The sequence below is a fragment of the Pseudoalteromonas sp. NZS71 genome (assembly GCF_015864715.1).
GTDB classification, from domain to species: Bacteria; Pseudomonadota; Gammaproteobacteria; order Enterobacterales; family Alteromonadaceae; genus Pseudoalteromonas; species Pseudoalteromonas arctica.
Genome location: NZ_JADYWS010000032.1, coordinates 16,152 through 42,119 on the forward strand (window position 1 = coordinate 16,152; position 25,968 = coordinate 42,119).

Annotated in this window: 21 protein-coding genes; 13 read left to right on the forward strand and 8 right to left on the reverse strand. The window is 40.4% G+C overall.

Going from position 1 to position 25,968, the window contains the following annotated elements; genetic code table 11:
• Window positions 1-171 precede the first annotated feature (171 nt).
• The 8 genes from xdhA to puuE are packed head-to-tail and all read left to right on the forward strand — an operon-like array spanning window position 172 to window position 9,237.
• Window positions 172-1,671 (forward strand): xanthine dehydrogenase small subunit, encoded by a 1,500-nt coding sequence (gene xdhA / locus I6E85_RS17785; protein WP_197237196.1) that lies wholly within the window; start codon window positions 172-174, stop codon window positions 1,669-1,671.
• Window positions 1,658-3,997 (forward strand): xanthine dehydrogenase molybdopterin binding subunit, encoded by a 2,340-nt coding sequence (xdhB, locus tag I6E85_RS17790; RefSeq protein WP_024591980.1) that lies wholly within the window; start codon window positions 1,658-1,660, stop codon window positions 3,995-3,997. The genes xdhA and xdhB overlap by 14 nt, the downstream gene beginning before the upstream one ends.
• Window positions 3,990-4,880, forward strand: coding sequence for a xanthine dehydrogenase accessory protein XdhC (gene xdhC / locus I6E85_RS17795; RefSeq protein WP_024591981.1), 891 nt, complete (start codon window positions 3,990-3,992; stop codon window positions 4,878-4,880). The genes xdhB and xdhC overlap by 8 nt, the downstream gene beginning before the upstream one ends.
• On the forward strand, window positions 4,877-5,377 hold the full coding sequence (uraD, locus tag I6E85_RS17800; RefSeq protein ID WP_024591982.1) for a 2-oxo-4-hydroxy-4-carboxy-5-ureidoimidazoline decarboxylase: 501 nt from the start codon (window positions 4,877-4,879) through the stop codon (window positions 5,375-5,377). The genes xdhC and uraD overlap by 4 nt, the downstream gene beginning before the upstream one ends.
• A complete protein-coding gene (gene uraH / locus I6E85_RS17805) occupies window positions 5,374-5,724 on the forward strand; it encodes a hydroxyisourate hydrolase (RefSeq protein WP_029769966.1) in 351 nt (116 codons plus the stop codon). Before uraD ends, uraH begins: the two co-directional genes overlap by 4 nt.
• Window positions 5,725-5,726: 2 nt before the next feature.
• Window positions 5,727-7,091, forward strand: coding sequence for a guanine deaminase (gene guaD / locus I6E85_RS17810; protein WP_024591984.1), 1,365 nt, complete (start codon window positions 5,727-5,729; stop codon window positions 7,089-7,091).
• A 3-nt stretch (window positions 7,092-7,094) separates the two neighbouring features.
• Entirely contained in the window at window positions 7,095-8,303 is a 1,209-nt protein-coding gene (locus I6E85_RS17815; protein ID WP_197237197.1) for a urate hydroxylase PuuD, read from the forward strand.
• 1 nt (window position 8,304) lies between these two features.
• Window positions 8,305-9,237 carry an allantoinase PuuE gene (gene puuE / locus I6E85_RS17820; protein ID WP_197237198.1) on the forward strand — a complete coding sequence of 311 codons (933 nt, stop codon included), beginning with the start codon at window positions 8,305-8,307 and terminating at the stop codon, window positions 9,235-9,237.
• Window positions 9,238-9,339: 102 nt separating this feature from the next.
• On the opposite strand, the gene I6E85_RS17825 is transcribed toward puuE, so the two are convergent.
• Window positions 9,340-11,844 (reverse strand): S8 family serine peptidase, encoded by a 2,505-nt coding sequence (locus I6E85_RS17825; RefSeq protein ID WP_197237199.1) that lies wholly within the window; start codon window positions 11,842-11,844, stop codon window positions 9,340-9,342.
• Window positions 11,845-12,427: 583 nt separating this feature from the next.
• Here I6E85_RS17825 and I6E85_RS17830 point away from each other — a divergent pair.
• The 4 genes from I6E85_RS17830 to I6E85_RS17845 are packed head-to-tail and all read left to right on the forward strand — an operon-like array spanning window position 12,428 to window position 15,558.
• Window positions 12,428-13,930 carry a curlin gene (locus I6E85_RS17830; RefSeq protein ID WP_024591988.1) on the forward strand — a complete coding sequence of 501 codons (1,503 nt, stop codon included), beginning with the start codon at window positions 12,428-12,430 and terminating at the stop codon, window positions 13,928-13,930.
• 38 nt (window positions 13,931-13,968) lie between these two features.
• Complete coding sequence (locus tag I6E85_RS17835; protein WP_197237200.1) at window positions 13,969-14,370, forward strand: curli production assembly/transport protein CsgE; 402 nt, start codon at window positions 13,969-13,971, stop codon at window positions 14,368-14,370.
• The gene (locus I6E85_RS17840) at window positions 14,360-14,785 is read left to right on the forward strand and encodes a curli assembly protein CsgF (RefSeq protein WP_024591990.1); all 426 of its coding nucleotides are present in this window, start codon (window positions 14,360-14,362) and stop codon (window positions 14,783-14,785) included. Before I6E85_RS17835 ends, I6E85_RS17840 begins: the two co-directional genes overlap by 11 nt.
• A complete protein-coding gene (locus I6E85_RS17845; RefSeq protein WP_007584410.1) occupies window positions 14,785-15,558 on the forward strand; it encodes a CsgG/HfaB family protein in 774 nt (257 codons plus the stop codon). Before I6E85_RS17840 ends, I6E85_RS17845 begins: the two co-directional genes overlap by 1 nt.
• 157 nt (window positions 15,559-15,715) lie before the next feature.
• On the opposite strand, the gene I6E85_RS17850 is transcribed toward I6E85_RS17845, so the two are convergent.
• From I6E85_RS17850 to I6E85_RS17865, 4 genes are all read right to left on the reverse strand, one after another.
• Complete coding sequence (locus I6E85_RS17850; RefSeq protein ID WP_024591991.1) at window positions 15,716-16,405, reverse strand: LuxR C-terminal-related transcriptional regulator; 690 nt, start codon at window positions 16,403-16,405, stop codon at window positions 15,716-15,718.
• A 185-nt stretch (window positions 16,406-16,590) separates the two neighbouring features.
• Entirely contained in the window at window positions 16,591-18,093 is a 1,503-nt protein-coding gene (locus tag I6E85_RS17855; protein WP_024591992.1) for a trehalase family glycosidase, read from the reverse strand.
• A 14-nt stretch (window positions 18,094-18,107) separates the two neighbouring features.
• Window positions 18,108-19,346, reverse strand: a complete 1,239-nt coding sequence (locus tag I6E85_RS17860) for a sugar MFS transporter (protein ID WP_197237201.1) — start codon at window positions 19,344-19,346, stop codon at window positions 18,108-18,110.
• A 175-nt stretch (window positions 19,347-19,521) separates the two neighbouring features.
• The gene (locus I6E85_RS17865; protein ID WP_007378432.1) at window positions 19,522-20,529 is read right to left on the reverse strand and encodes a LacI family DNA-binding transcriptional regulator; all 1,008 of its coding nucleotides are present in this window, start codon (window positions 20,527-20,529) and stop codon (window positions 19,522-19,524) included.
• Window positions 20,530-20,814: 285 nt separating this feature from the next.
• On the opposite strand from I6E85_RS17865, the gene I6E85_RS17870 reads away from it, so the two are divergent.
• Window positions 20,815-23,067: a TonB-dependent receptor gene (locus I6E85_RS17870; protein WP_024591994.1), complete on the forward strand. Its 2,253-nt coding sequence runs from the start codon at window positions 20,815-20,817 to the stop codon at window positions 23,065-23,067.
• Window positions 23,068-23,137: 70 nt separating this feature from the next.
• On the opposite strand, the gene I6E85_RS17875 is transcribed toward I6E85_RS17870, so the two are convergent.
• From I6E85_RS17875 to I6E85_RS17885, 3 genes are all read right to left on the reverse strand, one after another.
• Window positions 23,138-23,659, reverse strand: a complete 522-nt coding sequence (locus tag I6E85_RS17875) for a hypothetical protein (protein WP_197237202.1) — start codon at window positions 23,657-23,659, stop codon at window positions 23,138-23,140.
• A gap of 56 nt (window positions 23,660-23,715) precedes the next feature.
• Window positions 23,716-25,254, reverse strand: a complete 1,539-nt coding sequence (locus tag I6E85_RS17880) for an EAL domain-containing protein (protein WP_197237203.1) — start codon at window positions 25,252-25,254, stop codon at window positions 23,716-23,718.
• 78 nt (window positions 25,255-25,332) lie between these two features.
• Complete coding sequence (locus I6E85_RS17885; RefSeq protein ID WP_197237204.1) at window positions 25,333-25,968, reverse strand: SGNH/GDSL hydrolase family protein; 636 nt, start codon at window positions 25,966-25,968, stop codon at window positions 25,333-25,335.

Below are 25,968 nucleotides of genomic sequence, written 5' to 3' on the forward strand. Positions count from 1 at the left end.
CAATTTAGCCTACTCAAAACATCAACTGACCAACCGGTCAACAATGGCATGGTAACTGCAATATACTTACCAAGATGAAAAAGTATTTTTCTTACCCGTGCGCAAACAACAAGAAAAAACATACGCCAAGCCTTTATGTATCAGGGCTTTATAAAAATTAAGGAGGTCTGTGTGATTCAATTTTTATTAAATAACACGCCAATTGAAGTACAAGAATGTTCGCCAAGTCTCACCATTTTGGACTGGCTTCGCACCAAAAAAGGGAAAGTGGGCACCAAAGAAGGATGTGCAACTGGCGACTGTGGTGCGTGCACAATTTTAGTGGGTGAAGAGCGTATAAATGCAAACGGGCAAACTAGTTGGCAATACAAAACAATGAACAGCTGTTTATTGTTATTAGGTAATGCGCATGCAAAACATATAGTAACGGTAGAGGCTGTGACTACTGGCTTATACCCAAACTTAACCGATTTACACCCCGTACAACGTGCACTGGTGGAGTGCCATGGTTCGCAATGTGGTTTTTGCACGCCCGGTATAATAATGAGTTTGTTGGCTCTTTATATTAATGAGCCAACGTACCCTGGTAAAAAAGCGGTTATTCATGCACTTGGCGGTAACTTATGCCGTTGTACAGGTTATAGCCCTATATTACTTGCAGCCGAAAAAGCCTATAGCTATGAGCGTAAAGCTGAACCTTACTCAGCAATGGCCGCTCAATTTAAAGCATCACTTAATACGCAATATGATGACGATATTCCATTTTTAAAAAATGGTCCTCGCAAATTTTACTTACCACAAACTGCCCAACAACTTGTTGAGCTAAAAGCGCTTTATCCTTATGCACATTTAGTTGCTGGTGGCACCGACTTTGCCATTGAGCTTAGCCAAAACATGCTCTTACCAGATGTAATTATCTCCCTTAGCCAAGTAAAGGAGCTTTGCACCTTGGCAGATAATAACGGTGAGCTACACATTGGTGCAGCACTACCTTATAGCCAATTTGTTGAGGTATTTTATAACCATTACCCAGAGTCAAAAGAGCTATTTGAACGCTTAGGATCAAGCCAAGTACGTAACAGCGGCACACTCGGTGGCAGCATAGGGAATGCCTCTCCGATTGGCGATCCAGCTCCCCTTTTAATCGCTCTTAATGCATCAATGGATTTATTAAGCAGCGCTGGTACGCGCACTATTAAAGTTGCCGACTACTTTATTGATTACAAAAAAACAGTGCTTAAAAGCGATGAAGTAATAAGTAAGTTCACCATCCCAAAGCGCCCAGAGTCGCTAAAACTGGCGTGTCATAAAATATCAAAACGCTTTGAAGACGATATATCTACCGTGTGTTTGGTACTTGCTATAGAGCATTCACAAAACATGATTACTCAAGCCCGCTGCGCTATGGGCGGTATGGCTGCTATTCCTAAGCGCGCGCAGCATATTGAGCAAAAGCTGATATCTCAATCATTACAAGTAAGTAGCTTTATAGATGCAGCAACGGCTATTAACGATGACTTTACACCCATGAGCGATGTAAGAAGCAGTGCACATTATCGCACTACGGTAAGCAAAAACTTATTACAACGCATTGGTATTGAGTTTTGTGAGCCGCAAGCACGCAACAATAACAACATTGCCATTACGAGGATCTCACATGCGTCACTTTGAAATGGATAAACTAAAAGCGCAAGGTGGTAGCGTTGGGCAATCGAAATATCACGAAAGCGCTATTAAACAAGTTTGTGGCAGTGCAAATTTTGCTGACGATAATCCTGAGCCTTACGGCTGCCTGCATGCCTACCCAGTGCTCGCCCCTGTTACAAGTGGCTTTATTAAATCAATTGATACAAGTCTCGCACTGGCAGTTGAAGGCGTTAAACGTATTTTATCGGCGGAAGATGTACCGGGTAAATTAGATATTGGCCCGGTATTTCCTGGTGATGTATTACTCACTAGCCATGAGATTCAATACCACGGGCAACCTGTATTAATTGTCGTTGCCGACAGCTACGCCATAGCGCGTCGCGCTGCACGCTTAGTGGTTATTGAGTGCGAGCAAACTACACCCATACTTGATATTAAAGAAGCCATTAGCAAAGAGCACTGGGTAAGGCCGCCCCATTCACTTAACCGTGGTAACAGCGAAAACGCCATTAATAACGCAGCCCACCAGCTTAAAGGCGAAATAAGCATAGGCGGGCAAGAACACTTTTATTTAGAAGGCCAAATAGCGCTGGCGCAACCTGATAACGACGGGGGCATTCATGTTCAGTGCTCTACGCAACACCCTACTGAGGTGCAGCACTTAGTTGCTAAAATTTTAAAAAAGCCATTTAGCTTTGTAAACGTAGAAACCCGGCGTATGGGCGGTGCTTTTGGCGGCAAAGAAACCCAAGGCGCACCATGGGCATGCCTTGCAGCTCTTGCGGTTTACCACCTTGGCTGCGCAGTAAAAATGCGCCTAGCCCGCAGCGACGATTTTAAATTAACCGGTAAGCGCCACCCTTTTTATAATCAATACCATGTTGGTTTTGATGAAAATGGCTTAATAAAAGGTGCCGACATTACCGTAAATGGGTTTTGTGGCTACTCGCCAGATTTATCTGATGCAATTGTAGACCGAGCCATGTTTCATGCCGATAACGCCTACTACTACCCAGCCGCCACAATTAAGGGTAATCGCTGTAAAGTAAATACCGTAAGCCATACCGCATTTAGAGGATTTGGTGGCCCGCAAGGAATGATTATGGGCGAGCTAATAATGGACGATATAGCCGCCAAATTAGGTAAAGATCCGCTTGAAATTAGAAAACTCAATTTATATAAAAAAGGCCGCGATACCACGCCGTACCATCAAACCGTAGAGCAACATATTTTAAAAGATATGATTGCTCAGCTTGAGGTGTCGGGTGATTACTGGGCACGTAAAGAGGCTATTAAAGCATTTAACGTATCGTCACCTATTATAAAAAAAGGCCTTGCGATGACGCCGGTTAAATACGGTATTTCGTTTACGGTACAACATTTAAACCAAGCTGGTGCACTCGTACATGTATATAGCGATGGCTCTATACATTTAAACCACGGCGGCACCGAAATGGGCCAAGGGCTAAACACCAAAATTGCGCAAATTGTGGCCCATGGCTTTGGGGTCGATTTTAACGCGGTAAGTATTAGTGCTACGCGTACCGACAAAGTGCCAAACACCTCGCCAACAGCTGCCTCAAGTGGTACCGACTTAAACGGCATGGCGGCGCTAAATGCAGTAAACACAATAAAAGAGCGCTTAATTAATTTTATTACCGAGCACTTTGAAGTAGACAGCAACACTGTTGTATTTAAAGATAACCTCATTACTTTTAGTAAAGGGGGAATTAGCTTTAGCGAACTTGCAAACCTTGCTTACATGAATCGTATATCGCTTTCATCTACCGGTTATTACGCCACACCAAAAATTCATTACGACAGAGCCAAAGGCGAAGGCCGGCCATTTTTTTACTACGCTCACGGCGTAGCACTCAGCGAAGTAGAAGTAGATACCCTAACCGGCGAAAACACGGTAACCCGCGTTGATATACTGCACGATGTAGGCAGTTCAATTAATCCAGCACTTGATATAGGGCAAATTGAAGGTGCCTTTGTGCAAGGCATGGGCTGGCTAACAACCGAAGACTTACAATGGAATGATAAAGGCCAGCTTGCAAGCTTTGGCCCAGCCAACTACAAAATACCAGCCATTGGCGATACCCCTGCCGAATTTAACGTCAATCTTTATAACTCAGCAAATCCAGAAACCACCGTGTTTAGATCAAAAGCCGTAGGCGAGCCGCCATTTATGTTGGCCTTTAGTGTATGGAGCGCTATTCGTAATGCAATAAGCAGTGTGGCTGATTGCAAATACACCGCCCCACTGGATACACCTGCAACCCCAGAGCGAGTATTGAGTGCAATTGAGCAAACCGCGAGCTGGTTTAAGGAGCATCAACATGACTAATTTAAATGAGTCGTTTCAGGGTTTTCATACGCAAAATTGGGCGCAGGCTATAAACGAGCACGAACAAAGCGGCACTAACTATGTAATTGCCACGGTACTTGGCACCAATGGCTCAACCCCACGCGGCACAGGCTCTAAAATGGTAATAAGCGGCGAGCATATTTACGACACCCTTGGCGGCGGCCATCTTGAGTACGTAGTAATAGAAAAAGCCCGCGAACTACTTGCCAAAGGCGAAGCCGCCCAAGTAATAGAGCAATTTAACCTAGGTGCAAATTTAGGCCAGTGCTGCGGCGGCGCTGCCACCGTTATGCTTGAATGCATGCAATGCAAGCGCTTTACCCTCGACATTTATGGCGCAGGCCACGTAGCACAGGCGCTTGTTGGTATATTGGCACAGCTGCCTATGCGCATACGCTGGATAGATAGCCGCGTCGATGTATTCCCACAAGCTATTCCAAATAACGTAGTAAAAGTGGTTGATGAAGAGCCAACAGAGCAAGTAAAACGTGCGCCTAAAGCTAATAACTACTTAATACTTACCCATAACCACCAGCTCGACTTTGCACTCACCCAAGCCATTATTAAACGCGCTGATGCCAATTGGCTGGGCGTTATTGGCTCTGACACTAAAGCAAAACGTTTTAAGCAACGCCTAGCCCATCGCGATTTTACAGCCGATCAAATACAACAAGTGACCTGCCCTGTTGGGCTTAAAAACATTACGGGCAAATTACCAATGGAAGTGGCTATTTCGATTAGTGGACAGCTAATTGGCCTTTATCAGGCTATGCAAAGCCAAGCGCCAAAACGCCAAGGCTTGCAATGGCGCACACTAAAAAATGCCTTAATTAGCACCACGCAGGAGGAAATAGACGCATGAGCAGTTTACAAATAAATACGCTAAATGATGCACAAGCAAAACAAGCACTTGAGCATTGCTGCGCGGCCCCTAACTGGGTGGCGGGCATGGTAAAAGCAATACCATTTAAAAGTGCTCAGCAGCTGTTTGAATGCGCAAAAAGCATATGGGATAGCCTTGGCGAGAGCGACTATTTAGCTGCCTTTGAAGGCCACCCGCAAATAGGCGACTTATCAACCCTTAGCAAAAAATACGCTGCCACCGCACAAAAAGCGGGGCATGAACAATCAGGTATGAGCAAAGCAAACGAAACCGTACTTACCAAAATGATTGCCCTTAATAAAGAGTACCTGAACAAGTTTGGCTTTATTTTTATAGTGTGCGCCACCGGTAAAACAGCCGACCAAATGCTTGAACTCATAGAGCAGCGCATACACAACACCCGCAGTACAGAGCTAAATATAGCCGCAAGCGAACAAGCCAAAATAACAAAAATAAGATTGGAGTCACTGCTATGAATAAAGGTATGAACAAAAGCCCTATAACCACCCATATACTTGATACCAGCACCGGAAAACCTGCGGCAAACGTTGCTGTTAAGCTATTTAAACTTACAAATAACGAATGGGTACAACTAACCCAAGGCACAACCGATACCGATGGGCGAATTACCGGCTGGCTAAATACAGAAGTAGAATTTGCAACCTATAAGCTAGTATTTGATTTAGATAGTTATTACCAAAATCAACCTACCCCTGCGTTTTACCCAGAGGCGCAAATAACGTTTAGATTACAAGATACTAAACATCATCATATCCCATTGTTGCTTAGCCCGTATGGCTACTCTACATACAGAGGTAGCTAACTATGAGCACACAGAACAATAATAACTTAACAGTAGTTTGTGCTGATATACTCGACTTTGTTGACGACCCTGCCATTGCTGGCGAAAGCGCCCATCGTTTTTTTGAAAAAGGCGCATTAGTTATCAAGCACGGCAAAGTAGTTAAACTTGGTTACGAGTACGACATACTGCCAACAATTGATAAATCAGCGCGTGTTATCCGCCACGATGGCAAACTCGTTATGCCAGGTATGATAGACACCCACATACACTTACCACAAACCGAAATGGTGGGTGCGTACGGCGAGCAACTGCTAAGTTGGCTAACCGAGTATGCGTTTCCGACAGAGAAAAAGTTTACGTGTAAGCATTATTCAAAAGAGATCTCTAATCGATTTTTAGACGAGCTGCTGCGCAACGGCACAACCACTGCTCTTGTATTTGGCACTGTGCACCCGCAATCGGTTGATGCATTTTTTAAAGAATCACAAAAACGCAATTTACGCATGATTGCCGGTAAAGTAATGATGGATCGTAACTGCCCTGGCGACTTATCTGATTGCGCGCAAACAAGCTATGACGAATCTAAAGCCCTAATAAAAAAATGGCACAATGTTGACAGGCTAAGCTACGCAGTTACGCCGCGTTTTGCCCCCACATCAACCCCAGAACAATTACAAAAATGCACTCAGTTACTTGAAGAATACCCAGACACCTACCTGCACACCCATCTATCAGAAAACAAAGACGAGTGCGAATGGGTAAAAGGGCTATTTCCAGAAGCCGAAGATTACTTAGGCGTGTACGAGCAAGCAAAAATGGTACGTAAACGCTCAGTATTTGCCCATAGTATTCATTTATCTGAGCGCGAGCTTTGCTGCCTTGCCGATAACAATGCGGCAATATCGCACTGCCCTACCTCAAACCTATTTTTAGGATCAGGACTTTTAAATTTAAAAGCCTGTGAAGAGCACGGCATAAACGTAGGCATGGGTACCGATGTAGGCGCAGGAACAAGCTTTTCTATGCTACAAACAGGTAACGAAGCGTACAAAATTCAGCAATTACAAGGTCAAAAGTTTTCAGCATTTAAAGGGCTGTATTTAGCGACTTTAGGCGGTGCACGCGCACTTGATTTAGAAGGGACAATTGGTAATTTTGAAGCCGGTTGTGAAGCCGATTTTATTGTAATGGATTGTTCAGCAACCCCATTTTTAAAATTTAGAATACAGCATGCCAAAACCCTGCATGAAAAACTGTTTGCAATGATGATGTTAGGCGACGACCGCTGCGTTGAGCAAACCTACATTATGGGTAAAAGTGTGTATAAGCGCGATGATAACAATCAATTTTCAGACACCCGCTCACCGGTATTAGAAGAGGCTTAAACTATGGAAAACTATTTTTTTGAGCTTGCTCATCTAGTACTGCGTTATTTTCATGTTATTGCTGGTATAGCTTGGATTGGTGCCTCTTTTTACTTTGCTTGGCTTGATAACAACCTACAAACACCACCGCAGTGGAAAATAGATAAAGGCATAAAAGGCGATTTATGGGCTGTGCATGGCGGTGGCTTTTACGAAGTGGCTAAGTATCAAAATGGCCCTGAACAAATGCCCCACACCCTGCATTGGTTTAAGTGGGAAGCCTACACAACGTGGATCACCGGTATATTACTATTTAGCCTACTTTATTATGTTGGCGCCGATGTGTATTTAATTGATAACAGCAAAAGTGAGCTAAGTAAATTTGCAGCTATTGGCGCATCCCTTGGTTTTATTGGCTTAGGCTATGGTGTTTATCGTTTATTATGTAAAACCCCGCTCGTTGAAAACGGTAAAGCGTTTATTGCTGTGGTTATTGGTTTATTAGCTCTGTGGACTTATGGGGTTGATCAACTATTTAGCGACCGCGCTGTGTATATTCATGTAGGTGCGCTTATTGGCACGTGTATGGTTGGTAATGTGTATCACATTATTATGCCAGGGCAACGCTATATGGTAAGTGAAGTAGAAGCTGGTAGAATCCCTGACTCAACGCCAGGTTTAAAGGCAAAGCTGTGTTCTATTCATAATAACTACGCCACGTTACCTGTGGTATTTATTATGCTTAGCAATCACTTTCCTTACACGTATAGCCACAACTTTGGCTGGCTTATTTTAATTACGCTGTTTGGTATTGGTATGTGGATACGCCATTACTTTAACTTAAAACATCAAGGCGTTAATAAACCTTCAGTACTTATAAGTGGTATTGCAGCATTTTTTGCCCTTATGCTAGCAATAGCACCTTGGCCCAGTACACCAAATGCAGGCGAAAGCGCGCCTTTACAAGCAAGTATTACCGACGCACAAGCGTGGGATATAATCAGCAAACACTGTACGCAGTGCCACAGTGAAACACCTACCTCTGAGCTTTTTCAAACAGCGCCACTTGGCTTTAAACTTGATTCAATTGAACAGGTAAAAAAGTCGCAAGTACTTGTGCATACCCGCGCCGTAATAACCAAAGATATGCCTCTGGCTAATATGACCAAGATGACAGACACAGAGCGCGAAGCGCTCGGGTCTTGGCTCGCAGCGCTTAAAAAGGAGCAATAAAATGAGCGAGCAATTTAAAAACTACCCGCGCGATTTAATTGGTTATGGCCCACATGCGCCTCATGCAAATTGGCCCAATAAAGCACGTATTGCCGTGCAAGTGGTATTAAATTACGAAGAAGGCGGCGAAAACTGTGTATTACATGGTGATGCAGCCGCTGAAACGTTTTTATCAGAAATAGTCAGTGCTCCCCATGTAGAAGACCGCCATATCAGCATGGAGTCTATTTACGAATATGGCTCGCGCGCGGGCGTGTGGAGGTTACTGCGTTTATTTAAAAAATACGATATACCGGTCACCATTTTTGCGGTTGCCATGGCCCTTGAGCGCCACCCCGATGTAGCTAAAGCCTTTGTTGAAGCCGGTCACGAAATTGCAAGCCATGGCCTGCGCTGGATTAACTATCAAAATATAGATAAGCAAACTGAACGCGAGCACATGCAAAAAGCCATTGAGATTATTCAAACGCTTACGGGTAAAAAGCCCAAAGGCTGGTATACCGGCCGAACTAGCCCAAATACCGCAGCCCTTGTGGCGGAAAATGGCACGTTTTTATATGACGCCGACGATTACAGCGACGATTTGCCCTTTTACAGTATTAAAGAAGGTAAGCCACAACTCATTGTGCCCTACACGCTTGATGTAAACGACATGCGCTTTGCTGCCGTACAGGGTTTTAATGCCGGCGATCAGTTTTTTAATTACTTAAAAGATGCATTCGATACGCTATACGAGGAAGGCGACCCAGAAGGTGAAAACGCCCCAAAAATGATGTCGATAGGTTTGCATTGCCGCTTAATTGGCAGACCAGGAAGAGTAAAGGCATTGGCACGGTTTTTAAAATATGCCCGCTCTCATGAGCAGGTATGGTTTGCCACGAGAGAGCAAATAGCCGAGCACTGGCTTAAAACCCACCCGTATAAAAAAGCATAGTTATACTCCATTCAAAATAAATTCTAATTGCTTATTATACCATCGTAAAACATAAAAAAGCCCAGCAATGCTGGGCTTAAATTACTTTAGGAGTAGTGAAATTTATTCAAAAGAAACGGTGATGATATTCGAACACACATTTTCTGTTACACATAATTGGTAATCGTACGATGGTAATGTAGCTCCACGCACGTAATCACGGTAGCGTCCGTTATCTGCAGTGGTATCAACTAACTCACCATTACGGTAAACGCTTAATGACTCTGCACCCACTTCTTCCCAGCTAAGTTCTACACGCATCGTACCTAGGCGTGTTTTGTTAGCGCGTTTTAAGTTCAGTTCAAGGGTCACGTCACTTACAACAACGGTTTGGGTAAATGTATCTGTATTACCTTCACTGTCAGTAACAGTTAGTTCTACATCGTAACTACCCGATTGCGCATATGCATGCATAGGGCTTGAATCTGTTGATGTAGCGCCATCGCCAAAGCTCCAGCTCCACTGTGTAATGTCGTTATTGGCATCATTGCTTGTATCTACAAACGAGGCTGTTAAACCTTGCGTATCAACAGTAAAGCCTGCACGTGGCGGTTGTGCACTTACTTCGCCTATAGCGCTAAGCGTAAGTGACCAGCCATTAATATTACCTGTGTCTGCACCCGCTGTATCCACAGCATTTAACGTCCAGTCGCCTGTTGCTACTTCACTGTTAAATACGCTTGATGTAAATGTTTTAACAATATCATCTTCGCTGCCACCTTCATTACTCTGTAAAGTTACCTCAGAGCCTTGTGGTGAAATTAGCGTAAGGACTATATCGCCAGACCAAGTATGCGTAATATTTACATCAACAGAAGTACCAAAAACAGTTAAATCATCTGAAATTGTAATTACCGAATTAGCACCTTGTGGATCATTATCAGGAATCGCCACATTTTCTTCGCTAGTATAGGTGTAGTCATTTAAACCAGCAGGTTGAAGCATTAAGCTTACTGTTTTTTCTTTAACGATATCATCTGATGTTGCTGTAACAGTAAACTCATAATTACCCCATGGCGTATTTCCATTGGTCTCAACACTAAGCTGTACTGTTTCGCCAGGGCTTGCAGTTAGCTCTGATAAATATGCACCAGTAAGGCTAGATTCTAGTTCAAGCGTTACTTCACCATCCCACTGAGCAATAGAACCAATTTCAAACGTATAAGTTGCAGACTCACCAACTGTTATTTGTTGTGACGCTGGCGTCACAGACATTTTAAAGCTTGGCGTTGGATCGGCATCTAATAACGCCTGATTTGCGTTTAGGCGCGTGCCCGCAAGCGTTTTACCTTGAAGTGCAGCATTAGCGTCACCGCTACTCATTAGTAACGCTTTAAGCTCTGATGTTGTTAAATCAGGGTTTACTGACAACACAAGAGCAGCAACACCGGCAACATGAGGTGTTGCCATTGAAGTACCTGAGTAATTTGCATAGCCATTACCCGGAACTGTTGACAAAATACCAGAGCCTGGTGCTCCCATGTCAACACTTGTCGCGCCCCATTGTGAAAAGTCTGATAAGTTATCATTGCTATCAGTACTGGCAATTGCTAATACACTCTCGTGTTCATAACTTGATGGATAGTGAGGGTTTGCATCATTATCAACTTCGTCATTACCAGCAGCAGCAACAAATAATATGTCAGCTTGCTCACTAACAGTCATAGCATCCGCTAACGCTTGGCTATAACCGCCACCGCCCCAGCTATTGTTTAAAACACGTAAGTTTACACCTGAGTTTTTAAGATTAACCATATAGTCGATACATTTTATTGCATCTGATGTTGAACCATTACCAGCGGCATCTAAAAACTTACAACCAACAATAGAAACTTCATGGTTTACACCCACAACACCTGTAGAATTATTACCGCTTGCACCAATAGTGCCTGATACGTGGGTACCGTGACCTTGGTCATCCATTGGGTCGCCAGCATCCGTAATTGCATTAATACCGTGAATGTCGTCTATGTAACCATTGCCGTCATTATCAATACCATCGCCTGCAATTTCACCAGTGTTAACCCACGCATTGTCAGCTAAATCAGGGTGACTGTAGTCAACACCAGTATCAATAACACCAACTACAACATCGCGACTACCAATTGAGATTTCCCATGCTTCTGGGGCATCAATATCTGCATCGGCAATGCCGCCTGTTTGCCCTTCATTATTTAGGCCCCAAAGTTCATCAAAACGTGGATCGTTAGGTGTATTGGCAGCAATACTAACGCGGTAATCTGGCTCAACATATTCAATTGCTTGATGAGACTTTAAACGCTCAATAGCTTCTTTAGTACTCATGCCAGATACTTTAAATTTAGCAAGGCGACCTGAGAATAATGATGTGAAGTTATCATCAACTTCATCATTATTTAAATCTGTAATTTTTGCTTTAACCAAGCTTCGTGCTTGTTTACGCATTTGAGGTGTTGCATTTTTTTTATATTTAACAATAACAGAGTCACTACTTGCAGCTGCTTGTGGAAGAGCTCCTGCATCAGGTAATTTAGCCGAAGCCAAACAAGGTAGTAAAGCAAGCGTAATAATAGATAATTTTGTTTTCATTGTTCTATCCATAGTTGGGTTAGCTTAGAAGCACTAAGCGGGTTTGTTCACTATTTCAAGTACAAGGGATCACGTGGCAAGTTATAAGCAAACTAGTAAATACGATATTTGACAAGTTAAAAAGTTAAAAAGAATTAAAAATCATAAATTTTGACCAGTTTGGCTATAAAAAAAACACTAAACACAGTCATTTTAATGAACTGCCTCATTACAACCTTACCCATTATAGGGTCAAACTTTTTTACTGCTTTTTCTTACTATTATATTAAAACCCACCAGTTACACACATAATCCAATGATAATAAAAGGTTAATTATTTGGTAAAAAATGATGATTTAAGAAAATGAAATAGGGGAATACAGTTAATGGGTGATTATGAATTTGAGCTTAAACTTTGTTAGTTCAATATTTATGACAAATTAAAACTTAATTATTTATAGTCACATATTACGCTTCACCTATTTCTAAAGTTACGCAAGCGGATCACAAAAAATATATCGGCACGGCATGCTGAAACAACAAATACCTTATTAAAACCTATAACATTTAGGGTATTTGATTTTAATATTTCAAGGAGAAAATAATGAAGTTGAATAAATCACTTTTAAGTTGTGCTGTTGCAATAGCAATGGGTACCAGCTTTGCCTCATATGCAGATACCGACAACAAATCAGCATCAAACTCAGAACTTAGTACAAAAATATCTATACTTAGCACCGCTAATTCAATGACATTGGCGCAATCGCAAAATAATAACACCGCGATTTTAATGCAAGAGGGAGATAGTAATACTATTGAGGTTTCGACTACTGGAAACGAGAACACAACAGAAGTTACTCAATTACAATCAGGTAATTATGTTGGCGTAACAACAATTGGTGACAACAACGAGCAAGTATATGCCCAAGATGGCGTTGCTAACGGTGTAATTACCGAAGTTACTGGTAATAATAATTACCTAAATGTTTTGCAAAGTGGCCAAGGCTTCTTTGTAAACAATGAAGCTGTCAACATGATTGTTGGTGACGACAATATCGTTGATGTAGAGCAAGGCACTGGTGGTCATTGGTTTTACAACTTAGATATGAAAGGTAATGGTAACGAAATCAGTTCATTACAAACAGGTGAGTGGCATGAAGCTGAATTAACCTCTGTAATGGGCGATCAGAATAGCCTGAGTCTTGAGCAAAACGGTTACTGGAATACTTTTAAGGTGAGTTCTTTACAAGGCAACGATAACGAGCTTGATATTGAACAAGACGGCGATCGTAATACTGTTACCTTCACTGATATTTTAGGCGATGCAAATGAGCTTTCAATTGAACAAGAAGGCAATACTAACGCAGTAACATTTGTAGCTGTATTAGGCGATGAAAACGAAATTGATTTAGACCAAGAAGGTTCTTTAAATACTATCGAATCAAACTTATTCGAAGGTCAAAACAACGAAGTTACAGTAACTCAGGTTGATTTAAGCAACTCAACAACTGTTGATATTATTGGTGACGATAATGAATTAACGGCTACACAAGTTGGCTTATTAAATGATGCTTACATGGGCGTTTTAGGTACAGATAACGAATTTATGATTAACCAAGTAGGTGAATCAAATTCAGCGCACGTTGTTAACTTTAATGGGTCTGAAAATGACGTTAACGTTATCCAGTCTGGCCAAGAAAACACTGCTGTTGTTGAGTCTTCATACCCTGATATATCTTTAACATCAAACGACAACGATATCGATATTATGCAAAATGGTTCTCAAAATGAAGCCATGGTTACACTTGCTGGTATTCTAGATAGCAACATGAACCAAATTGACCTAGCTCAAACAGGTGAAATGAACGTAGTTGATATGATGGTTGAAGGTAATGGCCACAGCATTGATATTTCACAAACTGGCGAAGGTAACTGGGTAGTTGGAATGGATCAACCTGCATTTTTAGTAGGTGGTGAAAACGTTTCGTTTAGTGTAACTCAAATGGGTAACGATAACATTGTTGAAGGCGCCGTAATTGGTTTCAACAGCACTGTTTCAGTGACCCAAATTGGTGACGGTAACGTGACTTCTATTACTCAAATGTAATTATTGAGGTTGGGGAGAGCAACTCTCCCCATTTAGTTATGCATAATAATAAAAACCATTACCAAGTATTATTACTTTCGCTTTCTCTGTTATTAATGCCCGTATCTTATGCCGCTGAAGAGTTGGAGATTGACGGCCTACTACTTGATAGGAGTATTAGCCGCTTTGGTCATCAGTTCTATTTTGAGTTTTCTAATTACTGGCGAGATCTCCCTTCAACTGCAGGTTTTAACATTGAAATTAAAGAAACGGTCATTCCAAAAGCAGGCACAAAGCTGTCGTTAATAATGAATAACCAACTTGTTTACGCAACTTACTTAGGTAGACGACTAGAGCCTTTAAATGAGCGTGTGGAGCAGGCTGTTTATACAGTGATAGATGCAATGGCTCGCGAAAACATGGCAGTGTCAACACCCGATATGGCTAAAGATGGATGGTAAAATGAAAAATATAGCCCTTATAATAATAACAACATTAAGCTTTTCAGCAGCAGCAACTGAAATAATTTACACCCCAATTAACCCAAGCTTTGGTGGTAACCCACTCAATGCAAATATGCTGTTGAGTAAAGCCCAAGCTCAAAACAAGCATAAAGCACCGGTAATAGAAAAAGGTTACGCTGAACAATTTCAAGAAACTCTAGAGCGCACCTATTTAAATCGTATGGTAAGAGAAATTACCGATATGGCATTTGGTGAGGACATAGAAGATAGCCTTTTCAATCAAGACTCCATATTTATGAGTGGCGATTATCAAATTGAAGTAATAACCAGCACAACTGATTCTATTACAGTAAGAATAACAAATATAATTGATGACACCGTGGTGATCATTGAAGTACCGAGGTTTGGATAATGTATAAACTACTAATAACAATAATACTAATAGGATTGAGCGGTTGTGCGAGCCTAGGGAATTTAATCCCACCATCGCAACAAAAAGCAGTTAGTTTAGAACCAACCGAATTATTCGCAGATCTGAAAAACTTACCTAAACCGGTCGGGAGTATTCCTGTATCAGTGTACTCATTTAGAGATCAAACAGGTCAATATAAGCCACAAACTAACGTTAGCTCATTTTCGACTGCCGTTACTCAAGGTGCTAACTCAATACTCATACAAGCATTACATGAATCTGATTGGTTTACGCCGGTAGAGCGTGAAGGTTTACAAAACATTTTAACTGAGCGAAAAATTATTCGTGCAGGCCAAGCCGATAATCCTAACCAAGCTGATTTACCTCCACTAACAACCGCTAAAATCATTTTAGAGGGCGGTATCATAAGCTACGACACTAATGTAAAAACAGGTGGTTTGGGTATGGAATACTTTGGTATAGGCGCATCAGAGCTTTACCGTGAAGATGCTATTTCAATATACTTACGCGCTGTTGATGTTCGTACTGGACAAGTACTACTGAGTGTAGCCACCAGCAAAAAAGTACTTAGCCAAGAAATGCGTGCAGGCTTTTTTAGATACGTAAGCTACAAACGACTAGCAGAAGCAGAAGCAGGCTTTAGCGATAATGAACCTATGAGTATTTGTGTTACCCAAGCAATAGAAAAAGCACTCACAGATCTCATAACAAAAGGTATTGATAAAGGCTTATGGGCTAAAAAATCGGCGTAAACTAATTTCCTTAATTAACTAAAGGCTACATATTGTAGCCTTTATAGGTTGTGTGGTTAGTGAGTTGAAAGTACTTCGCTAACCCAACTCTTATAAAAAATCTAGAGGATAAGGTTTTTACTTAAATAACTTAAATAACGTCTTGGTGGCTTTACTCTTATTTAGCCATTGGTAATAAAACAGAAACGTAACGCTGAGCCCAATTCGCAAGCTCTACCCTGTTACGTGAGTTAGTTTTTTTAAACGCACTGTACAAATGTGTTTTTACAGTGTGGTCGCTAATATTGAGCTTATCAGCAATTGTATTGTTACTCGCACCTTGTGCAATTAAATGAATAACGGACTTTTCTCGCTTTGTTAAATGATCGTAGTCGTCTTGCTTTAATTCAATGTCGTCATGTAGGTTATTAAATGACGATGCCACGGCTAAAATGTCGTTAAAAGCTTTTGAAATTACTTTACGCGTAAACCAAAGCTCGCCAGTATCAACACGAACTAACCCTTTAAAAATATCTTCTGGCGCATCAGATTTATAAAAAACACCATTAAAATGGTTAAGCAATAAGTTTTGCTCGCACACATCTTCTTTATCAACATTAAAGATAACAACACTATAGTGTTTAGCTAAACAAATAAGGTCTGCGGGAATGAGATCTTGCCATTTGCTTTTAGCACCATCGATTAAAAACAAATCATAATTTGTGCGCTGCTCAGCTTTAGGAATAACTTCGTCCATTTTAATATCACCAAACAAAGCTTGTAATGTTCTTAAAATAGCGGTGTAGTTGTGTGAATGAAAAGATGATTGAAACGTTGTTTTTACAAATACTGAATTTTTATGGGGCATAAATTTCGTCCTTGAAACATTTACACTACATTACCTAAATCAAATACAACTTACAATGAGATTTTGGTATTAAAATAAAGCTACCGCTTCTCACCCTAAAACAGATAAAAACCTTTTAAATCAATACATAACCTACATTACCTTTGTTTTTACAATTACTTTTGTAAGATAAATAACAGATCGGATTAGTAGTTTAGTAATTTATAAAATCGAGTCGTTACGCCATTAGTCCAACCAAAACCCTGCTGTACTTGATATTCACCACCACTGGCTAAAACCGCTGGTGTGCACACATTGTATTTTTCGAGTAAGCACTTATTTACTGCAAAATTTTGCTCAACCATATTTACCCAATTTTGCATTATATGTGTACTCAATTGAGTAATACCGTAGTTATTAAGCCCTTTTACCGCAAGCCATTGGAGTGGAGCCCAACCATTTGGACTATCCCACTGCTGAGGCGTTTGAGTAATAGTTGTAACAATACCACCCTTTTTTAAAAATTCATTGGCTAATATTGTAGCTACCTTGATTGCTTGCTCATTACTGGCTAAATTAACAAATAAAGCAGTAGTTGCCGCTGCACTAAGTATTGGAGATTGAGCCGTTGTACGGCAGTTATAATCAACAAAAAAACCGGTTGGTTCATTCCAAAGGTAAGCATTAATAAGCGCCTTGCGATTGCTGGCAAGTAATTGGTAATGCTCTGCTTGTTCACTATTGCCGAGCAATTGAAAGAATTTGCTTAATTGATTCTCTAAGTTATACATAAGGCAGTTTAAATCTATAGGAACAATATCAGTTGTTTGAATAGAGCTTAGTAAATTAGACTCACCAAGCCAACGAGAACTAAAGTCCCAACCCGACTCACATGCAGCGCGAATATTACGATAAAAATCAGATTTTTTCTCCTTCGCCAACCCTTCCGCTAGCGCTAAATCTTCACGCAATGACTCTGCTCTTGGCTCACTTACATCGTCCCAATAACGATTTAAAACACCACCACAAGGCATTCTTACTACCCGCTTTGAGCCCAATAAATCACTCGAAAGCAACTGCGCGTCTTGCATCCAAAATATATATTCTTTTTCAAGTGCTGCAACACACATAGCAAGCCATTGCGTATTGAGTGATTTGCTATGCGTATGTTCCCATAATAACTCGACCATGAGTGCTAAAACCGGTGGCTGCGAGCGTGATAAATAATAGCGACGGTTACCATTTGGAATACAACCATAATCGTTAATTAAATCGACAAAGTTAAGTAGCATATCTTCAACTACATCACCTTTATCTGCATCGATTAAGCCCAATGCTGTAAAATAACTATCCCAATAGTAAATCTCTTGAAAGCGCCCGCCAGGCACAATATAGCTGTGCTTTAGTGCTAGTAATGAATCTTGCTTCGGGGTATCCGCCTCTCTTCTAAGGCCACTCCATAACGAGTCTATATAATGTTTAACCGATGACGTATCAGCCTCAGTGCCCATTGCTAGCACTGGGGAAGTAATAAAGTGTGCGTTTACAAACTCACTAAGCTGCGTATTAGTTAAAGGCGCTAATTGTTCATAGCTTTTACATGCACTTTGCCAATTAACACGCGCAATTGCATCTGCGAATGTTTTACAGTCGCTAAATACATGCTGCATTTGAACATCTTTAAATAATTGGCTGTCAAAAAAACTCATAACTTTCCTTACTGTTAAGCTGTCGTTGCGTGTTGTGAGATAGCGTCGGTTCGTTTTTTGAAAAAAATCACGCTAATAAAAATCAAACTAATGGGAACCAAAGAAAGGTAAAACGCATGCTGGCCACTAAAGTGCTCAAATACATAACCAGTTATTATTGAGCCTGTTGTTCCACCAAGTGCTGAAAAAACTACAATTAAGCCAGTCATAGCGGCATGACGATGTTTTTCAAGAGCGCTGAGCATAACTGAGTTAAGTACCGGATAAATAGGCGCCATGAAAAAACCAATTAACGGTAAAATAAATGCAGCAAGTGGTGCATCAAATAAGCTAATTACTGTATTTTCAGTAACATTCTCAGTAAGCGGTAGGGTAATAAGTATGAGGCCGGCCATCGCAATTAAACAACTGCTCAATACAACAAACCAGTGAATGTGTTTAAGTACTTGCCCTGCTACTAAGCGCCCAAATGCAAGTGCCGCAGCAAAAATACTGGCCAGCTGAATACTAATAGCTATAGGAAGTTTTAAAACTTCATTATTGAATGTGGGTAGCCAAGTACCTACGCCCTGCTCAATTAATACGTATAAAAAAGCACTAATTATAAATATGAGTACCAACGGTTGATATGTTAGCTTAAGCATGGCGATAAAATCGAACCAACAGGAGCGTTTAGTTTTACTTATAATGGCGGGCTTTATAGGCGCAGCAATTACGCTCGCTATAACGATTAGGGCCAGAGCTGCTAGCAAGTAATAAACGTTGAGCCACGCGGTTGAATCGTTTGGATCTATAAAAGCAGTAAAAATCCAATAGCCACTTAACACACCAACCATGAAAATGCCCTCAATGGTGTTTAACAATGAAGAGTGGCTATTTGCATCATCTGTCACTTGGCCGATAATAGAGTAAACCGACACTTTAACCACAGCAAAGCCACAACCAATGGCGGCAAATAAAATTTTAAACGTATAAAAGTCACTAATTAAAGCCGTACTTACACAAGCAAGGGCAACAACAGTAAGTGCCCCAAGCATAGCCAGTTTATAGCCTAGGCGAGGAATAAACGAAGCCACTACAAATGACATTATCGCAATGGATAAATCTTTAAACCCCTCAAGCACTGAAGCTTCTGTTTTACTTACCCCAAGGGTATTTATTGCCTGCAAAATAACGGTGCCCACGCTATTTAACAAAATAGCGAAAATAAAGTAACTTGCTGCAATTGCCAGTGTGACTTTTGTTTTACTCATAATTGCCCTCGCTTTACAGCGTTATTTAAACGCTATAACGACCTTTATTGTATGCCCATAACGAGTGCATACACAGTGTGTGTTTATATCAGTGAGGTTTGAGTTTAGTTTAGAATAGCCCTCAATGCAATCGTTTGCATTTTAAATTTAACATTAACTCAACATGATTTATAAACTATCTTTTACTTGATTGGCGGGTAATCAGTTCAATATCAATTACTTGTGATTCAACTTTTTCACCAGCTAGTTGCTGCATCAACTTTTGAACTAATAGCGTGGCTGCGTACTGTGTGTTTTGTCGGATAGTTGATAATGAAGGGTGGCTAATGTCGGCCATAGCAATATCATCAAAACCTACTAGAGCGACATCATTAGGAATGCTTACATAACGCTCTTTTAAGGCTTTCATGGCACCTAAGGCAACCATATCACTACATGCAACTATAGCATCAAAATAAAGGCCTTTTTCACGCAGTAATTGGTTAATTGATTGATACGCTGAGCTACTTGTAATATCAATAGATACAACATGTTGCTCTAATTTATGGGATGCTAATGCGGCAGAGTACCCTCTATGACGCTCACTAATTTCACCATGTTCTGGGTCGCCTAAAAATACAATGTTTTTAGCTCCGTGCTCTATTAAATGCGTTGTTGCTTGCAAGCCTCCCAAGTAATTGTCACTTCCTACAATGGGGTAGTTGCTAGGTGTTTTAGGGTCTCCCCATACCACCAGCGGAATACCTGCGTTAGCTGCATTTTCTATATTGGTTTGGTTTTTACCTTGACCTACAACAATAATACCGTCTGCACGGCGGCTATTAATAAAATAATTAGCCCAATCGTCTTGCGCCATGATTGAATTAGATAGTAAAAGCTCTAACCCTTGCTGATTAAGTGCAAGATTAATTTCGCTCACTACTTTAAGTAAAAACGGATCGCTAATCGACTGCTCTGTTTGTTCGTCAAGGTTAATTATAACCGCAACTACATTGGTTTTTTGTGTCCGCAACCGACTTGCAGCCGTATTAAGACTAAAATTATGCTCTTTAGCTAAGCGCTGAAGTTTATCGCGGGTTTCTTGCTTAATTAGCGGATTATCATTAAGCGCACGCGAAACTGTAGAGGTAGACACGCCTGCTAGTTTCGCTAAATCAGTTAATTTAATTTTTTTGTTATTCATGATCTTCCTAAATAGTCGCTTACCACTGATCAATACAATTATCTAACTCGCTGACAATATAGCATTATTATTTTTTGCTGGCGCGAACAACGACCCAAAAAGTGTTTAACATATAAATAAGCTCAATAAATAAACTATATAAATTCATAAATAATTTACAAATAAATATTGCAAACGTTTGCATTTATCTCTAAGGTTTCAATATACACAGCCTATTTACAATGATTTTTAGTAAAAAGACTGCAGTAATACACTGTTTAATACACTAAAAACGGGATCACACACATGAAAATCAGTAAAGCAAAAAGTACACTAGCGTGTGCCATTACTTTAGCGCTTAGCACTCAATGCGCATTTGCTGCAGAGCAAGCACAAGAAAAACAAAAAGTTGAGCGTATTGTAGTATCAGGAACACCCACAGGTGTTGGAATAAGAAAAATAGATGCTAGCTATGCGGTAACTAATATCGATAGTGAACAAATTATTAAATTGTCTCCAAAAAGCACCGCTGACTTATTTAAAGCAATACCTGGAGTTTGGGTAGAAAGCTCAGGTGGTGAGTCAGGTGCGAATGTATTTGTTCGTGGTTTTCCTGGCGGTGGGGATGCCCCATTTTTAACGCTAAGTATTGAAGGTTCACCAATTTACCCAGCATCAACCTTATCGTTTTTAGAGAACTCATCAATGTTTCGTGTTGATGAAACCATTGAGACAGTAGAAGCCCTGCGTGGTGGACCTAATCCTGTTTTATCTAACGGACAACCAGGATTAACAACCAATTTTAGATTAAAACGTGGTGGCGAAGAAACAGAAGGCTTATTTAAATACACAACTTCTGATTACGACTTACAGCGAGTTGATGCTGTGATGAGTGGTGAAATTACTGACGATTTATACTTTATGGTTGGCGGTTACGTAAAAAGCTCACCGGGTATTCGTGATGCGGGCTTTACTTCTGAAAAGGGGAGCCAATTTACAATCAACATTACTAAAGATTTAGATAACGGTGAGCTTAACTTTTATACCCGCCAAACAGACGATCACGGTGCATGGTACTTACCAACACCCCTTAATGTTGATGGTATTGACGCAGAATATACGCAACTTGGTACGCTAAATCGTCAAGCAACAATATTTACAGGCCCCGATGCACAAGCACTTGATATTGACCTAGGTGATGGCAGAGGGTGGGACGGCCATGTTTCGGGCGGTAGTATTAAGCTAGAGCTAAAAGGTGGTTGGCATTTTTCAGATCGCTTTAACATTACCAAAGGCGATGCAAATACCTACGGTTTAGTACCTAGTGGCTCAGCAACAACGGTTGGAGCAGTTGCTGATAACGGCCAAACTGCATTTGGAGCAGTTACAAACACTGAATACGCAAGCGATACCCCAGTCCAACAACTTGGTCGATGGGTAGTACTTAAAGAAATCAGCTCATTTACTAATGATTTAGCTTTTTCGAAAAAATTTGGCGACCTATCAACAACCTTTGGATATTACACTGCAAGTACTTCAGCAAAAGATTGGTGGAGCTTAGGTAACACTGCATACCATGTACTTGAATCAGGTGGCGAAGCATTGGCTGGGATTGAATGTAATCAAAACACCGATGGTTGTGATTTTAACTACGACATAAGCTCAACAGGTGATGCGCGCACTAACGCGTTTTATGTCACCGGTGAATACAAATTTGCTGATGCGTTTACACTTGATGTTGGCGTACGTCAAGAAAACCACGAAGTAGAATACAGTGTAGATGAGGGCCTTGACGGTATTATTACTAAAACCGTTAGCTATGATGAAAGTAAAACATCGTGGACTACAGGGTTAAACTATTCAATTAATGATGATATGGGTGTGTTTGCCCGTGTTAACCGTGGTTATAAAATGCCTTACTTTGATGACTTTAGAGATAACTTTGATGCTTACGAAGGCGGCGAAAAGCTTATTAAAGAAATAACTCAAGGCGAGCTTGGCTATAAGTTAATTACTGAATCAACCGACTTTTATGCAACCGTATTTGTAAATGAAGTTAAAGGCGACACATTTGTAAGACGACCTGGCGTACCAGCAGAAATTTTAACAAACGAAGCATACGGTATAGAGCTTGATTACAACTTTAATCATGATTCTGGTTTTTCTGTTAATTTAAATACGACATTACAAGATGCTGAAATTACAGAGAGCCCAACAAACGATGGTAACCAGTCGCAGCGCCAACCAAAATGGCAAGTACGTATAACGCCAAGTTACGATTTTGAGCTACAAGGTATGTATGCAACTTTATACGGTACGCTTTCAGCGGTTGATGATCGCTTTGGCAATAACGAAAACACTGTAACACTCGACGGCTACGAAAAAGTTGATTTAGGTTTAATATTAGAACCAATGGAGGGCATCAAGCTTCAAGTAGCAATAGATAACTTAACGGATGAGCAAGGCATTACAGAAGGTGATCCACGTAATGCTGATGCACCAAATGGTCGTTACATTATGCCTCGTACAACGCGCTTTAGTGTAAGTTACGCGTTTTAAATAAAATACAATATAAAGGGAGCATTCGCTCCCTTTCACTTTAATTAACCTAAACAAATGAATTTAAAGGCTACTCAATATTCGCTTTTAATTTATTTAACGCATCAACCGAAAAACCTCGATCATAAAAATATAAAATTTCGCCGCTGCTATTTATAAGTACCACACGAGAGTTATTTGGGCTTTGATTACCTGTAAACTTTTGAACTGTCTCGCCATCTTTATAAATAGTGATTACCCCACCCCATAATTCTTTAGGGATGCCTTTGCGCATACCGCTGTCTATAAATGTGCTAAACATACGTGGTGCCATGCCGGCAATGGTTGGTAGTTCGTATGTAGGGAGCGTTACGCCCGCCATATCTAAACCAATTAACCAACGGTCTATATCAAACTGGCTGTCTTGCTTGTACCCAATGAGCAGTAGTGTTTTATCTTCCTTAAAATCACTAGGTATAGTCACCATACTTTGCTCTAAGCTTTCGCCACTAATGCTTGGAAACTGCTTACCTGTTAATTGCTGGTTTGGGTACTGTGTTGTACATGCGCTAAGTAGTAAAAGTGCAAAAGCACTTAATGTTAATTTGATCATAATAAACCTAATATTTATAAATTTCATACCGATACGTTTAGTATGGCAGCTGAGATCTAAAAATGCTGATTAGTTATATAATTTTTAAATTTAGACGCAGTCATGGGTTTACCATACTTCCAGCTTTGTCCGTAATGCACACCCGCTGTTTTTAAAATTGCTTCTTGCTCAGTGGTTTCAATCCCTTCTGCTACACAGGTATAATTAAACTTATGCACAAGTTCCATAATATTTGGGATCATAGAGGCTTTTAAGCCCTCAGTTGCTATATCTTGAACAAACGTACGATCAATTTTAAGTTGATGAAAGCTCAAATTTTGTAAGTTTCTTAAATTCGAATAACCCGTACCAAAGTCATCTAATGATAAGTTAAATCCCGATTCAACTAAGGTTCTAAAATGAGCATGCGCAATGCTTGTATCAAGGTACTCGTCTTCAGTTATCTCTAAACAAATAATAAAGCGTGAGTTGGTAAGCTCTGTAATTTGCGGCAGTAACGACACATTACCCAGCTCTACATCACACGGAAATATATTAAGCGACACTTTAAAGCCTTCTGGCAATAACTCTATAGAGGTTAACTCTTTTATTGTGGTAGCAATCATTGCCTCAGTAAAAGTCCAAGTTAAATTATTTTTTCTAATAACCGGAATAAACTCATCTGGAAATAAAGCACCGTACTTATCTTCAAAACGTGCAAGTACCTCGCAACCAATCAGCTTGCCACTTTGCAAACAAATAATGGGCTGGTAAGTCCAATAAAATGATCCCTTTTTAAGCCCTTTACGAATACGTTGATTGGTAGAGCGGCGTGCAGCAATCCTCGCATCAACTATTAACGCACTCGATATGCCCGCTAAACAGGTTAAAATTAACGAAATTATTAATAATAAGTGATTATTAGAAAAAAACAGACTCCAAGGCAAGTGCACTACTACACAATATTGACTACTTGTAGAACTGCAAACTGAGTTAGTTTCGTAAGGAAAGAAAACGCTGTTTTTTACCTGCTGGTACAACCCCTCTTTACCTGCTAAATGATGCAAAGCATTTGGTGTTTTATAAATAACTTCCCAATCTGGCGCAGTAATTCCGATGTTGGTAAAGGGCGTGCTCTGCATAATTAAATTATAGTCCCCTTGTCTGACTATAATTACCTCCATAGGGCGCTCACTAAATAATAATAGATAAAGCTCTGGCTCAAAACGAACCCTGACCTTCTCACCATCTCGAATAAAGTCAGGCTGTTTGTCGTTAATTGGTTTACTTAATAAGCCTGCACCAGTAGTGCAAACTAGCTGGTTACCTTTAAAAAAGCCTATATCAATTACATATTTTGCATCAAATAAAGCGCGGCGCATCTCAAGAAGGGTTGTGTTGTCACACTGCTTAAACGCAAGCTTATTTAATGGGGTAAGAATTCGACGCCTCTCTGCAATTGCACCTTCTACATGACCGAGAATATATTCAGCGTCTGACTTTGTTTGTGCTGTTAACTGCTGCGCTGCAAAATTGAGCAAAATAAAACAGCCAATTACAAAAACTAACCCTCCGGTTAAAACGGCTATAATAGATTTTTGTTGGTACTTTTTCATAGCATCTCGAAGTTGTTAATTTATATCACTACTTTATTAGATGATTGCATAAGTCGCATTAAATTCAAACAGATCGATTCAAAAATTATTGAACGAATTTTGAATAAACTGAGTGATTTTAGCGCTTACCGTTAAATGCTGATTACTTTCAAAGTGAATCCCATCACCGGCTGTTACATTAATAAATGTAGTAAAATCAATAAAAGTACATTTATGAGTAGCCGCAACGCTTTTGAATGCACTAGAGAGCTCTGTTGCTTTTATATCTGCACTTTCGTAAATACGCGAATACTGCTCGGTGATTCTTATTTTAGGTGGGCTAGCAATAATAATTTTAGGAGATTTTAAAGTACTACCTTGCTGATAATAAATATGTATTGAGTTAATTAAATCATTTAAGCCACCAGCTATTAAACTAGGTGTTAAATTAAAACGTTTTTTAAGATCGTTTGTACCAAGGGCAATAATAATAAAGGCGAGCTCATGCTTATCCAAGTAAGGCTTTAGATAACTAACACCATTAAGCACGCCATCAAACGGTGGATTATGCACTAACGTGCGGTTAGGCTGCCCTGCCTCTATTACGTTAAAGCCACACCCTAAGTTTTTATTTAATAACGATGTCCAACGGGTATTTTCATCAAAGCGTTTTCCCGTTACAGGGTTTAAAGCCCACGTATTAGAATCACCAAAGCAGAGAATATTTTTTGTCAT

Coding starts and splice junctions, on each gene's coding strand:
- xdhB (WP_024591980.1), top strand. CDS start 1,658: ATGCGTCACTTTGAAATGGATAAACTAAAAGCGCAAGGTGGTAGCGTT.
- xdhC (WP_024591981.1), top strand. CDS start 3,990: ATGACTAATTTAAATGAGTCGTTTCAGGGTTTTCATACGCAAAATTGG.
- uraD (WP_024591982.1), top strand. CDS start 4,877: ATGAGCAGTTTACAAATAAATACGCTAAATGATGCACAAGCAAAACAA.
- uraH (WP_029769966.1), top strand. CDS start 5,374: ATGAATAAAGGTATGAACAAAAGCCCTATAACCACCCATATACTTGAT.
- guaD (WP_024591984.1), top strand. CDS start 5,727: ATGAGCACACAGAACAATAATAACTTAACAGTAGTTTGTGCTGATATA.
- I6E85_RS17815 (WP_197237197.1), top strand. CDS start 7,095: ATGGAAAACTATTTTTTTGAGCTTGCTCATCTAGTACTGCGTTATTTT.
- puuE (WP_197237198.1), top strand. CDS start 8,305: ATGAGCGAGCAATTTAAAAACTACCCGCGCGATTTAATTGGTTATGGC.
- I6E85_RS17825 (WP_197237199.1), bottom strand. CDS start 11,844: ATGAAAACAAAATTATCTATTATTACGCTTGCTTTACTACCTTGTTTG.
- I6E85_RS17830 (WP_024591988.1), top strand. CDS start 12,428: ATGAAGTTGAATAAATCACTTTTAAGTTGTGCTGTTGCAATAGCAATG.
- I6E85_RS17835 (WP_197237200.1), top strand. CDS start 13,969: ATGCATAATAATAAAAACCATTACCAAGTATTATTACTTTCGCTTTCT.
- I6E85_RS17840 (WP_024591990.1), top strand. CDS start 14,360: ATGGATGGTAAAATGAAAAATATAGCCCTTATAATAATAACAACATTA.
- I6E85_RS17845 (WP_007584410.1), top strand. CDS start 14,785: ATGTATAAACTACTAATAACAATAATACTAATAGGATTGAGCGGTTGT.
- I6E85_RS17850 (WP_024591991.1), bottom strand. CDS start 16,405: ATGCCCCATAAAAATTCAGTATTTGTAAAAACAACGTTTCAATCATCT.
- I6E85_RS17855 (WP_024591992.1), bottom strand. CDS start 18,093: ATGAGTTTTTTTGACAGCCAATTATTTAAAGATGTTCAAATGCAGCAT.
- I6E85_RS17860 (WP_197237201.1), bottom strand. CDS start 19,346: ATGAGTAAAACAAAAGTCACACTGGCAATTGCAGCAAGTTACTTTATT.
- I6E85_RS17865 (WP_007378432.1), bottom strand. CDS start 20,529: ATGAATAACAAAAAAATTAAATTAACTGATTTAGCGAAACTAGCAGGC.
- I6E85_RS17870 (WP_024591994.1), top strand. CDS start 20,815: ATGAAAATCAGTAAAGCAAAAAGTACACTAGCGTGTGCCATTACTTTA.
- I6E85_RS17875 (WP_197237202.1), bottom strand. CDS start 23,659: ATGATCAAATTAACATTAAGTGCTTTTGCACTTTTACTACTTAGCGCA.
- I6E85_RS17880 (WP_197237203.1), bottom strand. CDS start 25,254: ATGAAAAAGTACCAACAAAAATCTATTATAGCCGTTTTAACCGGAGGG.
- I6E85_RS17885 (WP_197237204.1), bottom strand. CDS start 25,968: ATGACAAAAAATATTCTCTGCTTTGGTGATTCTAATACGTGGGCTTTA.